Consider the following 12,929-nt stretch of genomic DNA (forward strand, 5'->3'; position numbering starts at 1 on the left):
CTCAGAGCGTGCGGAACTGGCGGCTCGCCGAGATCGCGCCCGACGTGGTCGTGGTGAACGTGCGCATCGAGCCGGCGAACTTCGACAGGTCCCACTCCGCCGGGCCGTGGTACCAGTAGAGGTTGTCGGCCTGGTGTCCGTTGCCGGTCACCGACGCCACCAGCCGCGACCAGTGCTCCACCCCGTCGAAGATCACGGCGTACGGGAGATAGCGGGAGAACAGCTCGACCCGGTCCTTCTCCGCGACGTTGCCCACGTCGCCGGAGAAGAGGAAGTCGCGGAAGCCGAGCGTGTGCGCGAGCGCCGCCGCCCCCTTGGCGGTCTTGGCCGGCATGTACTGGCCGCCGACGGCCAGCGCGCCACCCGCGATGATGACGGCCAGCCCCAGCAGGCCGTAGGAGGTGAACCAGGCGAGCAGGGCCGTGGACACCACGCCGGCGACCAGGAGCACGACGCCGACCGTGGTCCAGAGGGTGCGCTCGGCGTCGGGACGGCGGGCGAACCAGCCCTGCCGCACCACGTCGGCGTAGAGGGCGTCGCGGACCTTGCCCAGGTGGGCCGCGAACGAGCCGGACAGCTGTGACAGCAGCACCGCCTCGCGCCCCTCGAAGATGGCGTCGTAGAGCGCCTGCTCGTACGGCAGCAGCGTGTGGGACGGCGCGTGCGGCAGCCGCACCAGCAGCCAGTCGGGGGCGTCGTAGGTCTGCCGGGGCTGCTCGTCGATCCGCAGATAGCCGCGTACGGCGAGGTCCACGATGGTCGCGGTCACGTCGACCACGTCGGCCTGCTCGTCCACCAGCGTGCCGATCTGGCCCGGACGGACGCCGTCGGGCGGGGAGAAGTGGCCGTTCCGCACGGGGTTGACCGCGCCCGTCTCGTGGCTGACGACCCGGGCGTCACGGCCCCGCGTCCAGTAGAGCAGCGCCACGCCGCCGAGCAGCAGCACCAGCAGGGCCGCCAGCGCGCCGCCGGTCACCGGGTTGAGCGCGAACGCGCCGGCCAGGGAGAAGCGCTTGTCGAGGATCGGCTGCCCGCCGCTCGCGCCCTCGGGGAAGCCCACCACGACGGTGAGGGCCTGGCCGGGCGCGAGGCCCTCCTGCTCGAAGTCGGCCTGGGTGCCGGTGTGGTCCATCGCCGCGGAGGTGCAGCCGATGGCGGAGGTGAGCTCGCCGGCGAAGCACGAGAGGTTCTGCACCAGGCCGGGGCCGGTGACCTTGACCGTGGCCTTGTCGACGGCGGTGTCCCAGCCGCTCACCGCGAACCAGCGCAGCTCCTCGGCGTCACCGGCGGGGGCGACCGCGCCCTTCACGTCGTACTCGACGGTCGCGGGCGAGGTGACCGTCAGCGCGCCGTCGGCGTAGGTGCCGCCTTTGACGTTGGAGATCTCGTAGAGGCGGTCGTTGGCGTCGTCGTGGCGCGTGCGGGTGAGGAACGTCCGCTTCAGCTCGCCAGAGCCGCCGGCGAGCTTCTCGACGACGTGGACGGTGCCGCCCTTGCCCAGGGTCATGGTGACGTCGGCGGTGATGCCGGCGTTCGCCGCCATGGCGGGAGCGGCGATCAGCGCGAGAGCGGTCGTCACCAGTGCGGCCAGCGTCAGCCTGAAACCCGTCATGGCCGGTCATCGTATCGGGTCCGCCTGACACATCCGTAGGTGTCTGGATCAGTCGGAGATCGCGATGCGCAGCCGGCGGAAGCCGCGGCCCTTGCTCTCGACCTTGGTCACCTTGATGCGGCCGATCTGCTTGGTGGAGGCGACGTGCGTGCCGCCGTCGGCCTGGGTGTCGAGACCGACGATGTCGACGATCCGCACGTCGCGCACCTCCGGCGGCACCAGGTTGGTGGCGGTGCGGATGATGTCGGGGATCGCGAACGCCTCGTCACGCGGCAGCACCCGCACGTCGATGCGGCGGTCGGCGAGGATCTCGGCGTTGCAGGCGTCCTCGACGGCCTCCTTGAAGCCGGGCGGCACCTCGGGCAGGTTGAAGTCCATCCGGGCGGTCAGCGGCTCCATGTTGCCGCCGGTGACCGGGCAGCGGAAGTCGCGGAAGACCACTCCGCACAGCACGTGCAGGCCGGAGTGGGTGCGCATCAGGGCGGAGCGTCGCTCGTCCGCCACGGCGGCGCGCACGACCGTGCCCACCGGCGGGATCGGGTCGCCCTCGGCGGGGATCAGCTGGAGGTCGTCGCCCTTGCGCACGCCGACGACGCGGGTCTCGACGCCCTGCCAGACGAGCACGCCGTGGTCGGCGGGCTGGCCGCCCCCGCCGGGGTAGAAGGCCGACCTGTTGACCACGATGCCCTCGGGGGTCGCGTCGAGGACCACGGCCTCGAAGTCGCGCAGGCTCTGGTCGGAGAGTTCGAGGCGCTCGGTGCGCCCGTGCAGCTCGGTGGTCATGCCGCGCGTCACCAGGGGCCGTAGGGGCCGCTGTTGCCGCCGCGCCCGCCCATGCCCTTCACCGCGGGCTTGACGTCCACGATGTAGATGGCGGCGGCGATCACCGCGGCGATGGAGAACAGCCCCAGCCCGATGCCCAGGAAGGCACGGCCTCCGATGACCAGGAAGTTGATCACGTACGAGTAGGCGCCGGCGGCCGAGAACAGCGTGGCCAGGATCAGGATGATCAGCCAGATGTTCTTCTGCAGCTTGCCCGCCGAGACGAACGCGTCGGCCGGCACCCGGAGCGCATGCACCAGCGCGTATCCCGACATGCCCAGAACGATCAGGGACAGCACCGAGAAGAGGAGGTTGAAGACCAGGTTGATGAATTGCATGTGTTGGCTCCCGCCCAATGCCGCGATGAGTCGGGCTTCAGCCTAATGGCCGCCCGCGTTCCACGGGCACCGCTCAAGCGCCGGAAACGCGCGAAAGCCCGCCTCCGCGAGGAGACGGGCTTCGCGGGGTGGGTCAGGCCTTGGCCTTGGTGGTGCGGGTCCTCTTGACCGGCTGGGCGACCGGCGGCTCGGCGGCCTCCGACATCTCCTCCAGCTCAAGGGCGGCCTCGCCGCTGGTCTTGCTGACGACCTTGCGGCCGCGGACCGCGAACTCCTCGTAGACCTTGACGGCGCGGTTGGTGAACTCGTCGGCGTACTCGCGGGCCTTCTCCGGGAGCTCCTTGGCGATGTCCTCGGCCTTGCCTGCGTACTCGCGGGCCCTCTCCGGGAGATCCTTCGCGATGTCCTCGGCCTTGCCGGCGTAGGCGCGCGCCCTCTCGGGGAGCTCCCTGGTCAGCTCCGCGCGGCGCGACTGCAGCTTCTGCAGCCGCTCGGGCAGCTCGCGCAGCTTCTCCACGGCGTAGTCGCCGGCCCCCGCGACCGCGTAGAACGGCTTGGTGTCGGCGAGTTTCTTCACTTCGGTGGCGAGCGTCATGATGGGTTAACCTTCCTTCGTTTCCTGGTTGACGGGGCCGTTGCCGTTGCCCGCCGCGTAGGGCTCAAGTGCGGCGAGGAGTTCGGGCGGCAGCGGCTGTTCGTCGTCCGGTGCGGAGGCGGGCCGGGGGTGGGCGTTCTGGGAGGTCTGCTCGTCCCCGGCCGGTCCTTCCTTCCGGAACGACTCGTAGATGTCGATCAGCACCTGGCGCTGCCGCTCGGTGATGTGCGGATCTTCGCGGATCGCCGTGATGACGTCGCTGGGAGGTTCGTGATCCTCGATGAGACCGGCCTGCACATAGAGCACCTGCGACGAGATGCGCAGGCCCTTGGCGATCTGGTTGAGGATCTCCGCACTCGGCTTGCGGAGGCCGCGCTCGATCTGGCTCAGGTAGGGATTGGACACCCCCGCCGCGGCAGCCAGCTGGCGCAGCGAGATCTTCGCCTGCTGCCGCTGCTCGCGGATGTATTCGCCGATCGAGCCGACTTTGGGAAGTGCCATGCCTCGATTATGCCGCCCGTTGCTTGCAGTTGCAAACGAACTGGTTAACACCTGCAAGCGCTAGAGCTGGATAATCCACAGGAACGGGGTCGATGTGACCAACGTCACGGACAGCGCGACGATGCCCGCCCGGGCCCTGCGCGGCAGCTCGGGAGCGGGCTTGATCAGGCGGTCGACCCTGGCCATGACGTTGCTGGCGTGCAGGCCGAGCATCCCGCTGGGGGCCGGCATGGCGCCCGCGGTGCCGAACCGCAGCAGGGCCGTGGCCAGCCGGCGCGGCGAGCAGTAACGGCGGGCCCGGTCGTCGGCCGCCATCTCGATGAGCAGCTCCACCTGCTCCTGCGCCTCGCACACCACCTTCGACCAGGGCAACGCCCTGCGCAGCGCGGCGAACGGCAACAGCACCAGATCGTGACGCTCGCGTACGTGGGCCGCCTCGTGCGCGAGCACGGCGGCGAGCTCGTCGCGCGACCACAGCCGCAGCGCGCCCTCGCTCACCACCACCTGGGAGCGCAACCCCGGCACGCAGTAGGCCGCCGCGCCGGGGTGGTCGAGCACCCGCACGCCCGGCACGCCGGGGTCGTCGCGGGAGATCAGCGCGAGCAGCGTGCGGTGGCGCCTGCGGGCGCGCAGCGCGTGCACCCCCGCCGAGATCAGCACCACGACCAGCACGGTCAGCGAGGTGAGGCCGGCGATCATGGCGAGCACGTGCAGCGGGTCCCACGCCGTGCCGGGCGCTTCGCCCTGGACGAACGCGACCAGGCCGGGCAGCACGCCTATGCCGTAGGGCTGCACTCCGAAGGCGAGCATGGCCCCGGTGGTGGCCAGCCCCCACGCCACGCCCAGCGACTGCCACAGGATGATGGCCAGCCGGGGCGCGCGGTAGGTCCAGCGAGCGGTGGTGAGACGCCAGGAGCCGATCGCGCACGCCGTGGCGAGCGCGGCCAGCGCCGCTGCCGTGATCACTCTTCCTCCAGCTCCGTAAGGGCTCTGCGCAGGATCTCCGCCTCGTCTCCGGAGACGGCCTGGGCGAAACGGGTCAGGGCGGCGGAACGGTCGCCCGTCATGTCGAGAGCTCCAAGCATAAGCTCGGCGATGTAGCTGTCGCGGCTTTCCGCGGGTTCGTAGCGCCAGGCACGCCCGTCACGGGTGCGCCGGAGGAAGCCTTTGCGGGTGAGGCGGTCGAGAACGGTCATGACCGTGGTCGGCGCCAGGTCACGGTCGGCGATGAGACGGCCGACCTCGCGGGCGGTCAGCGGGATGCTCTCCACCCACAAAATATCCATGATGCTGCGTTCAAGCTCGCCAAGACCCTTCACACGCTCCAGCGTAGTACTACACGGCGTCGAGCAGCCATCCGGGATCCTGGTGAGATGGATATCACGCTGGTGCAGGGAGATATCACCAAACAGGAAGTGGACGCGATCGTGAACGCGGCCAACTCCTCTCTCATGGGCGGCGGCGGGGTGGACGGGGCGATCCATCGAAACGGTGGGCCCGAGATCATCGAGGAGTGCCGGAGGCTGCGCGCCTCCCAGTACGGGCGCGGCCTGCCGACCGGCGAAGCGGTCGCCACCACCGCCGGGCGGCTGCCCGCGCGCTGGGTGATCCACACGGTCGGGCCCGTGCACTCGCCGTTCGAGGACCGCTCCGAGCTGCTGGCCTCGTGCTACCGGGAGTCGCTGCGGGTGGCCGGGTCGCTGGGCGCCGAGTCGGTGGCGTTCCCGGCGATCGGCACCGGCATCTTCGGCTGGCCGCTCGCCGACGGCGCCCGCGTCGCGGTCGACGCCGTGCGCGCCTCGGCGGCGTCGGCGGCGTCGGTGGCTGAGGTGCGGTTCGTGCTGTTCGAGGCGACCGCGTACGCCACCTTCGAAGCGGCGCTGTGACCGTCACGCGTCCCGGACGTCCGGCGCCACCGCCGGCCAGGGCACGGTGAGCTCGCCGAGACGCCAGCGGGCGCGGCCGCCGAGCGGCGGGTGGCAGGGGACCGGCCAGGTGGCCGCGAGGGTCCGCGCGGCGGCGATCCAGCGCTGGCGCGCGCCGTGCGAGCTGTACGGGGCGCTGACCGCCCACGCGTGGTCCCAGTCGCGCAGGAACGCGTGGATCCGCTCCCCGGGCACGTTGCGATGGATGAGCGTCTTCGGCAGCCGGTCGGCCAGGTCCGAAGGCCGCTCGAACGCGTCGAACCGGGCCGAGAACGTCAGCGTCCGCGGGCCCGACGCGTCCAGCCCCACCCACACCGCCCGGTGCCCCACCTCCGAGCAGGTGCCCTCGACCAGCACGCCGCCGGAGGCCAGCCTCTCCAGCAGCGCCCGCCAGTAGCGCCAGGCCTCCGCCTCCCCGTACTGGCGCAGCACGTTGAAGGCCCGCACCAGCACCGGCGGCCGGGCGACGGGCAGCTCGAAGCCGCCGAGCGCGAAGCTCAGCCCTTCCCGCTCGTACGGCTTGGCCGCCGCCACCCGGGCCGGGTCGATCTCGATCCCCACCACCTCGACGTCCGGCGCCACCCGCCGCAGCCGGGTGAACAGCTCCAGCGTCGTCACGTGCGAGGCCCCGTACCCCAGGTCCACCACGAGCGGCCTGGCGGTGGCGCGCAGCAGCCGGCCGTGGACGGCGGCGATCCACCGGTCGGCGCGCCGCAGCCGGTTGTGGCCGGTCGTGCCCCGGGTGATCGAGCCGACCGGTCTAGCCACTGACGCGGTGCACCTTGTGCTGGGCGGCCTGGGCGCGGGGGCGGATGACCAGGCGGTCGACGTTGACGTGCGCGGGCCGCGTCACGCACCAGGCGATCGCGTCGGCGACGTCGTCGGAGCTGAGCGGGTCGGGCACGCCCTCGTACACCTTGTCCGCCCGCTCGGCGTCGCCGCGGAACCGGGTCAGCGCGAACCCCTCAGAGCGCACCATGCCGGGCGCGATCTCCACGATCCGCACCGGCTGCCCGACCAGCTCCAGCCTGAGCGTCTCGGTCATGGACGTCTGCGCGTGCTTGGCCGCGCAGTAGCCGCCGCCTCCCTCGTACGAGACCAGCCCGGCCGTCGAGGTCAGCATCACCAGCACGCCGTCGCCCGAGCCGATCAGCTTCGGCAGCAGCGCCTGGGTGACGCGCAGCGAGCCGAGCACGTTGGTGTCGTACATCCGCTGCCAGTCGTCCACCCGGCCTTCGGACACCGGCTCCAGACCGAGCGCGCCGCCGGCGTTGTTGACCAGCACGTCGCAGCGATCCAGCGAGGCCGCCAGCTCGTCCACCGACTCCTGGGAGGTAACGTCGAGCGTCACCGGAGTGACGCCGGGCACCTCGGCCGCCAGCTTCTCCAGCCGGTCGCGCCGCCTGGCTCCGGCCACCACGTGGTAGCCCTCGGCGGCCAGCCGCCGCGCTGTCGCCTCGCCGATGCCACTGCTCGCGCCGGTCACCACAGCCGTTCTCTTCATGCGCCACATCCTGCCAGGCCGCCCTTCGGGGACCCCCACTGTGACGCCTTGTCGGGAATGTCGAAAAAATCTGGACAGTTGTAAGTCACTTGGAGGTGATGTCGGGTGAGGCGACGACGGGTCAACCGGGTCGCGACGATCAGCATGCACACGTCACCGCTCGACCAGCCCGGTACGGGCGACGCCGGCGGCATGAACGTGTACATCGTCGAATCCGCCAAACGGCTGGCTCAATCGGGCGTGGAGGTGGACATCTTCACCCGCGCCACGGCCCGCGACCTGCCACCGGTCGCCGAACTGGCGCCCGGCGTCCTGGTCCGTCACCTGACCGCCGGACCGTACGAGGAGATGGACCGGGCCGACCTGCCCGGCCAGATGTGCGCGTTCCTGTCCGAGGTGCTGCGCATCGAGGCCATGTACGAGCCCGGCCACTACGACGTGATCCACTCCCACTACTGGCTGTCCGGCCAGGTCGGCTGGCTCGCCAAGGAACGCTGGGGCGTCCCGCTCGTGCACACCATGCACACCATGGCCAAGGTCAAGAACCGGCTCCTCGCCGAGGGCGACCGGCCCGAGCCGCAGGCCCGCGTCGTCGGCGAGGAACAGGTCGTGCAGATCGCCGACCGCCTCGTGGCCAACACCGCCGACGAGGCGCACGAACTCATCGACCTGTACGGGGCCGCCGAACAGCGCGTCGCCGTCGTCAACCCCGGCGTCAACCTGACCGTCTTCCAGCCCGCCTCACAGGGCGCCGCCCGGCAGCGGCTCGGCCTGCCGCAGGGCGCGCGCGTCCTGCTGTTCGTCGGCCGCATCCAGCCGCTCAAGGCCCCCGACGTGCTGCTGCGCGCCGCCTCCCGCATGCTCATCGACGACCCGTCACTGCGCGGCCGCCTCGTCGTCGCCTGCGTCGGCGGACCCTCCGGCAACGGCCTGGCCAGGCCGTCCATCCTCACCGAACTCGCCACCGAACTCGGCATCGCCGACACCGTCCGGCTCGTGCCGCCGGCGCCGCAGCACGAGCTCGCCGACTGGTACCGCGCCTCCGACCTCACCGTCGTCCCCTCCCACAGCGAGTCCTTCGGCCTCGTCGCCCTGGAGTCCCAGGCCTGCGGCACCCCCGTGGTCGCCGCCGCCGTCGGCGGGCTGCGCACCGCCGTCCGCGACGGCGTCTCCGGGCTCCTCGTCGACGGGCACGACCCGCACGACTGGGCGCAGGCCATCGGCGGCCTCCTCACCGACCCGGCCCGCCTCGCCGCCCTCTCCGCGGGGGCGCGCGAGCACGCCGCCGCCTTCGGCTGGCAGGCCACCTCCGCACGCCTCATGGACGTGTACGCGCAAGCCGTCGCCCACCTGCACCGGCAGCCGGTGGCGGTGAACTCGTAGGCTGTAGCGCATGCGCGACCTCATCGAAGCCGCGCTCAAGGCCGCGGACGTCGAACACGACGAGCCGCGGCCGGGAGCGTTCCTCGCCAAGCTGCCCGGCCGGCACAAACTCGCCACCATGACCTGGCTGATCGTCGGCGAGCGGGTCCTGCACATCGAGGCGTTCTTCTGCCGCCAGCCCGACGAGAACCACGCCGAGTTCTACAAATGGCTGCTCGCCAGGAACGGCTCCATGTACGGCGTCCACTTCTCCGTCGACCCCGTCGGCGACGTCTACCTGGTCGGCCGCATGCCCCTCACCGCCGTCACCGAGGAGGAGATCGACCGCATCCTCGGCTGCGTGCTCACCTACTCCGACGAGTCGTTCGACCGCGCCCTGGAGATCGGCTTCGCCTCCTCCATCAGGCGCGAGTGGGAATGGCGCAAGAAACGCGGCGAATCGCTCGCCAACCTGCAGGCTTTCGCCCGCTTCGCGGACCCGGAGCGCTCCTGAACCAGGCCGCCCTAGGATGGGGCGCATGGCGACTTTGGTGCTGCTACGGCATGGCGAGAGCGACTGGAACGCGAAGGGTCTGTTCACCGGCTGGGTGGACGTGAGCCTGTCGGCGAAGGGCGAGGACGAGGCCCGCCGGGGCGGCAAGCTCCTCACCGACGCCGGCCTCTACCCCGACGTCGTCCACACGAGCCTGCTCAACCGGGCCATCCAGACGGCCCAGTTCGCCCTCGGCGAGGCCGACCTCCTCTGGCTCCCGGTCAAGCGCTCCTGGCGGCTCAACGAGCGCCACTACGGCGCCCTCCAGGGCAAGAACAAGGCCCAGACCCGCGAGGAGTTCGGCGAGGAGCAGTTCATGCTCTGGCGGCGCTCCTACGACACGCCCCCGCCGCCCATCGCCGACGACGACGAGTTCTCCCAGGTGGGCGACCGCCGCTACGCCCTCCTCCCGCCCGAGCTGATGCCGCGTACCGAATGCCTCAAGGACGTGGTGGACCGGATGCTGCCGTACTGGTACGACGACATCGTCCCCGACCTGTCCGCGGGCCGCACCGTGCTCGTGGCCGCCCACGGCAACTCCCTGCGCGCCCTGGTCAAGCACCTGGACGGGATCAGCGACGAGGACATCGCCGGGCTGAACATCCCCACGGGGATCCCTCTGCGGTACGACCTGGACGAGCACTTCCGGCCGCTGAAGCGCGGCGGCGAGTACCTGGACCCGGAGGCCGCCAAGGCCGCTATCCAGGCAGTGGCCAACCAGGGCCGCTGAGGGGGTATCCGTTCACGGCTGTGAGGTTTTTGTTCGGCGTGAGCCGTCTGGTTCGGTGTGAGCTTTCTCGTTCGGCGTGAGCCGTCTGGTTCGGCGTGAGCCGTCCAGTCCTTGGTGAAAACCCTCAAATCTTTTTGGGAAACCCCTCGGGCTGGGCGCCGTTACGCGTGCCTGACGGCCCGCTCAGCCCGCCGTAGGCCGTGAAGGCGTGGCCTTGCGCGGTGCCAGGCGCTTCGCGCCTCGACAGCAAGACGTGTTGTGCGGGGGCTTCGCCCCCGCGCCCCCTGAGAACAGGCGCGGCCCTGCGCAGTACCAGGCGCTACGCGCCTTCCGGCTCAGGCTGTGTCGTGTGGGGGCAAGCCCCCACACCCCCGGCGAGAGGGCTGCCGCCCCCTCGCGCACCCCGGACCTCGCCCGGATTTCGGCGTTGGCCGAAGGCGTTCACCTGCTCTCCTCCTCCGCTGCCGGAACAAGCTGACATGGCCGACGAACGGTTGCCGAGTTCGGCGACCCAGATATCAATAGAGCCTGCGACAACGAAAGTTCACCACCCTGGCCGAGATCGGCGTCGCCTCCGTCGACCGTCTCATCAACGCCAATTCGCAGAGTGGCCGCTATCCCCGCCTGGCATGATCAGATTGTGGTTCGACACTCAGTAACTTTGCGCAAGATCGAGCTGCAAGACTGGCGAGCCGTTCACTCCTGGGCTTCTCTCGACCGGGTTTGCCGCTTCCAAGCCTGGGGGCCGAACACGGAAGAGCAAACCCGAGCGTTCGTGGCAGAGGCTGCTGAGGCGTGGTCGCACACACCCCAGCAGCGGTTCGCCTATGCCGCTCGCGTCGAAGGCGACATCGTCGGAATGGGCGAACTGCACCTCCGGAGCCGAGAGCACCGCCAAGGCGAGATCACGTATATCGTGCACCCGCGGCTCTGGGGTCATGGAGTAGGGACGGCGATCGGGCGAGAACTCCTCGCACGAGGCTTCGAGAAGTTCGACCTCCATAGGATCTTCGCCACATGCGACCCGCGCAATCTCGGCTCAGGCCGGGTGCTCACCAAGCTCGGCATGACCTGGGAAGGACGTCATCGTCATACCGCACTCATCCGGGACGGTTGGCGCGATTCCGAGCTGTTCAGCATTCTGGAAACCGAATGGCGTAGTGATCACGCTCAGGGCGGGTTCGCAAACGGGGCGAACCACTAGGGCTGTTCTGGCTCCGGGGTAGAGCCAGAAACCCATGCATGATCAGGGTGTTCAAAAGCGATGGGTGGGGCCGACTCTCACTCGAACCGGCGCCTTCGAAGTTCAACGAGTGGAGCCACGGCTCGTCCGAAGGCGGGTCTGTCTTTCACGAGAGAAATCAACCGGCTGGGGTCCGGGGAGCGGGAGGGGCGGTAGCTCCCCGGCCGGGGTGTGAGGGCTCGCTGCCCTTGATCTCGCCCAAGATGTGATCAAGCGTCAGTCCCGCTTGCGAACCTTCCGGGGAAATGGGCGCGCTTCAGTGCGAGAAGTCCCTGGTAAGCGCGGGGATGGAAGCACTACTGACGATGAACCCCGGAAGCACCATGGCGGGCGTGGTCGTCAGACTCATGTGGGGTTCGCAGCCACCGGACTCATCCAGGTAGCAGAGTTGCACCAGGTCGAGATAGCACTAAGGCCGCCCGTAGGCGGCTTTAGGACGTGGTGTTCGGGTTTCCCCTAGGCACCGGTGATGAGTTTCCCTCCCCACATGTAAGCACGATCGTGCGTGTGCGAGCAGACGCATCAGGAGACGCCACCGGTGTCGGTCCCCAAGCATGTGGGCTTGGGGTTCATCTGCGGGTGGGATGCCCTGGTCAAACGACATGTGCTGCCTGGTCAGGACCGGGGAGCGCGAGGGGGCGGTAGCTCCCTCGCCGGGGGTGTGGGGGCTTGCCCCCACTCGACACAGCCTGAGCCGGAAGGCGCGAAGCGCCCGGTACCGCGCAGGGCCGCGCCTGTCCCCGGGGGCGCGGGGGCGAAGCCCCCGCACAACACGTCTGAGCTGTCGAGGCGCGAAGCGCCTGGCACCGCGCAGGGCCACGCCTTCACGGCCTACGGCGGGCTGAGCGGGCCGTCAGGCACGCGTAACGGCGCCCAGCCCGAGGGGTTTCCCAAAAAGATTTTCTGGTTTTTGACCCTAATGACCGGCTTTACACCCAATAAAACGGCACACCGAACCAGACAGCACACCGAACAAGAACCGGGCACACCGAATCACATCGGGTGCGCCGAACCAGGCGGCGCACCCCAAGAGCGTCACTCCGGCCGCGTACCCGTCACCAGATAAACGACATCCCTCGCCACACTCACCGCGTGGTCCGCGTACCGCTCGTAGTACCGCCCGATCAGCGTGATGTCGATCGCCGGCTCCACCCCGTGGCTCCAGTCCTTGCTGAGGATGGTGCGGAACAGCCGCCGGTGCAGCCGGTCCATCGCGTCGTCGTCCTGTTCCAGCTCCAGGGCGACCTCGACGTCGCGGGAGGCGATGCAGCCGCCGGCCTTGGTGACCAGGTTCTCGGCGATCTGTCCCATCTCGATGATGGTGGAGCGGATCTCGGCGGGGATGGCGGAGTCGGGGTGGCGCAGGCGGGCCACCTTGGCGACGTGGACGGCGAGGTCGCCCATCCTTTCCAGATCGGCGCCCATCCGCAGCGCGGTGATGACCAGGCGCAGGTCGACGGCCACCGGCTGCTGCCTGGCCATGAGGTCGAAGATGGACCCCTCGATGCCCGAGTAGAGCGCGTTCACCTCCTCGTCGCGGGAGATGACCTGCTCGGCGAGCTGGAGGTCCGCGTCGAGCAGCGCGGTGGTGGCGCGCGAGATGGCGGAGCGGACAAGCCTGGTCATCTCGACCAGCCTGTCAGTGAGGGCGTCTAGTTCTTCGTGGTACGCGTCACGCATGACGTCACCGTACGGCGACGTCTGTGAACGAACTCCGACTCGGAGGTGAACTTTCCGGGAAAGG

Annotated in this window: 15 protein-coding genes; 5 read left to right on the plus strand and 10 right to left on the minus strand. The window is 69.9% G+C overall.

The annotated features are described in order from the left end of the window. Position 1 precedes the first annotated feature (1 nt). From ABD999_RS34905 to ABD999_RS34935, 7 genes are all read right to left on the minus strand, one after another. Positions 2-1,612 (minus strand): DUF2207 domain-containing protein, encoded by a 1,611-nt coding sequence (locus ABD999_RS34905; protein ID WP_271278948.1) that lies wholly within the window; start codon positions 1,610-1,612, stop codon positions 2-4. A 48-nt stretch (positions 1,613-1,660) separates the two neighbouring features. After that, complete coding sequence (locus ABD999_RS34910) at positions 1,661-2,395, minus strand: alanyl-tRNA editing protein (protein ID WP_271278949.1); 735 nt, start codon at positions 2,393-2,395, stop codon at positions 1,661-1,663. 8 nt (positions 2,396-2,403) lie between these two features. Continuing rightward, entirely contained in the window at positions 2,404-2,772 is a 369-nt protein-coding gene (locus ABD999_RS34915) for a DUF2516 family protein (protein WP_148036676.1), read from the minus strand. 133 nt (positions 2,773-2,905) lie between these two features. Beyond that, positions 2,906-3,367 carry a hypothetical protein gene (locus ABD999_RS34920; RefSeq protein WP_271278950.1) on the minus strand — a complete coding sequence of 154 codons (462 nt, stop codon included), beginning with the start codon at positions 3,365-3,367 and terminating at the stop codon, positions 2,906-2,908. A gap of 6 nt (positions 3,368-3,373) precedes the next feature. Beyond that, on the minus strand, positions 3,374-3,868 hold the full coding sequence (locus ABD999_RS34925; RefSeq protein WP_148036678.1) for a helix-turn-helix domain-containing protein: 495 nt from the start codon (positions 3,866-3,868) through the stop codon (positions 3,374-3,376). A gap of 60 nt (positions 3,869-3,928) precedes the next feature. Beyond that, positions 3,929-4,834, minus strand: a complete 906-nt coding sequence (locus ABD999_RS34930) for a M56 family metallopeptidase (RefSeq protein ID WP_148036679.1) — start codon at positions 4,832-4,834, stop codon at positions 3,929-3,931. Then, a complete protein-coding gene (locus tag ABD999_RS34935) occupies positions 4,831-5,187 on the minus strand; it encodes a BlaI/MecI/CopY family transcriptional regulator (RefSeq protein WP_148036680.1) in 357 nt (118 codons plus the stop codon). Before ABD999_RS34935 ends, ABD999_RS34930 begins: the two co-directional genes overlap by 4 nt. Before the next feature lie 54 nt (positions 5,188-5,241). Here ABD999_RS34935 and ABD999_RS34940 point away from each other — a divergent pair, with 54 nt between their 5' ends. Continuing rightward, positions 5,242-5,754 carry an O-acetyl-ADP-ribose deacetylase gene (locus ABD999_RS34940; RefSeq protein ID WP_271278951.1) on the plus strand — a complete coding sequence of 171 codons (513 nt, stop codon included), beginning with the start codon at positions 5,242-5,244 and terminating at the stop codon, positions 5,752-5,754. Positions 5,755-5,757: 3 nt separating this feature from the next. Here the strand turns inward: ABD999_RS34940 and ABD999_RS34945 are convergent, their stop codons facing one another. Next, entirely contained in the window at positions 5,758-6,561 is an 804-nt protein-coding gene (locus ABD999_RS34945; protein ID WP_271278952.1) for a class I SAM-dependent methyltransferase, read from the minus strand. Continuing rightward, positions 6,554-7,297 (minus strand): SDR family NAD(P)-dependent oxidoreductase, encoded by a 744-nt coding sequence (locus ABD999_RS34950; protein ID WP_219546161.1) that lies wholly within the window; start codon positions 7,295-7,297, stop codon positions 6,554-6,556. The genes ABD999_RS34945 and ABD999_RS34950 overlap by 8 nt, the downstream gene beginning before the upstream one ends. A 105-nt stretch (positions 7,298-7,402) precedes the next feature. Between ABD999_RS34950 and mshA the strand changes: the two genes are divergently transcribed. The 4 genes from mshA to ABD999_RS34970 all read left to right on the plus strand — a co-directional run bounded on the left by mshA (position 7,403) and on the right by ABD999_RS34970 (position 11,146). After that, a complete protein-coding gene (mshA, locus tag ABD999_RS34955) occupies positions 7,403-8,680 on the plus strand; it encodes a D-inositol-3-phosphate glycosyltransferase (RefSeq protein ID WP_416276725.1) in 1,278 nt (425 codons plus the stop codon). 10 nt (positions 8,681-8,690) lie between these two features. Further along, positions 8,691-9,173: a type III secretion system chaperone family protein gene (locus tag ABD999_RS34960; RefSeq protein ID WP_148036684.1), complete on the plus strand. Its 483-nt coding sequence runs from the start codon at positions 8,691-8,693 to the stop codon at positions 9,171-9,173. 25 nt (positions 9,174-9,198) lie between these two features. Beyond that, positions 9,199-9,942, plus strand: a complete 744-nt coding sequence (locus ABD999_RS34965; protein ID WP_148036685.1) for a phosphoglyceromutase — start codon at positions 9,199-9,201, stop codon at positions 9,940-9,942. Between the two features lie 661 nt (positions 9,943-10,603). Beyond that, the gene (locus ABD999_RS34970; RefSeq protein ID WP_271277487.1) at positions 10,604-11,146 is read left to right on the plus strand and encodes a GNAT family N-acetyltransferase; all 543 of its coding nucleotides are present in this window, start codon (positions 10,604-10,606) and stop codon (positions 11,144-11,146) included. Between the two features lie 1,074 nt (positions 11,147-12,220). Here the strand turns inward: ABD999_RS34970 and phoU are convergent. After that, positions 12,221-12,865, minus strand: a complete 645-nt coding sequence (gene phoU, locus ABD999_RS34975; protein ID WP_148036686.1) for a phosphate signaling complex protein PhoU — start codon at positions 12,863-12,865, stop codon at positions 12,221-12,223. Between the last annotated feature and the right edge of the window lie 64 nt (positions 12,866-12,929).

Origin of the sequence: Nonomuraea ferruginea (genome assembly GCF_039540635.1) — a bacterium.
Classification (GTDB): domain Bacteria; phylum Actinomycetota; class Actinomycetes; order Streptosporangiales; family Streptosporangiaceae; genus Nonomuraea; species Nonomuraea ferruginea.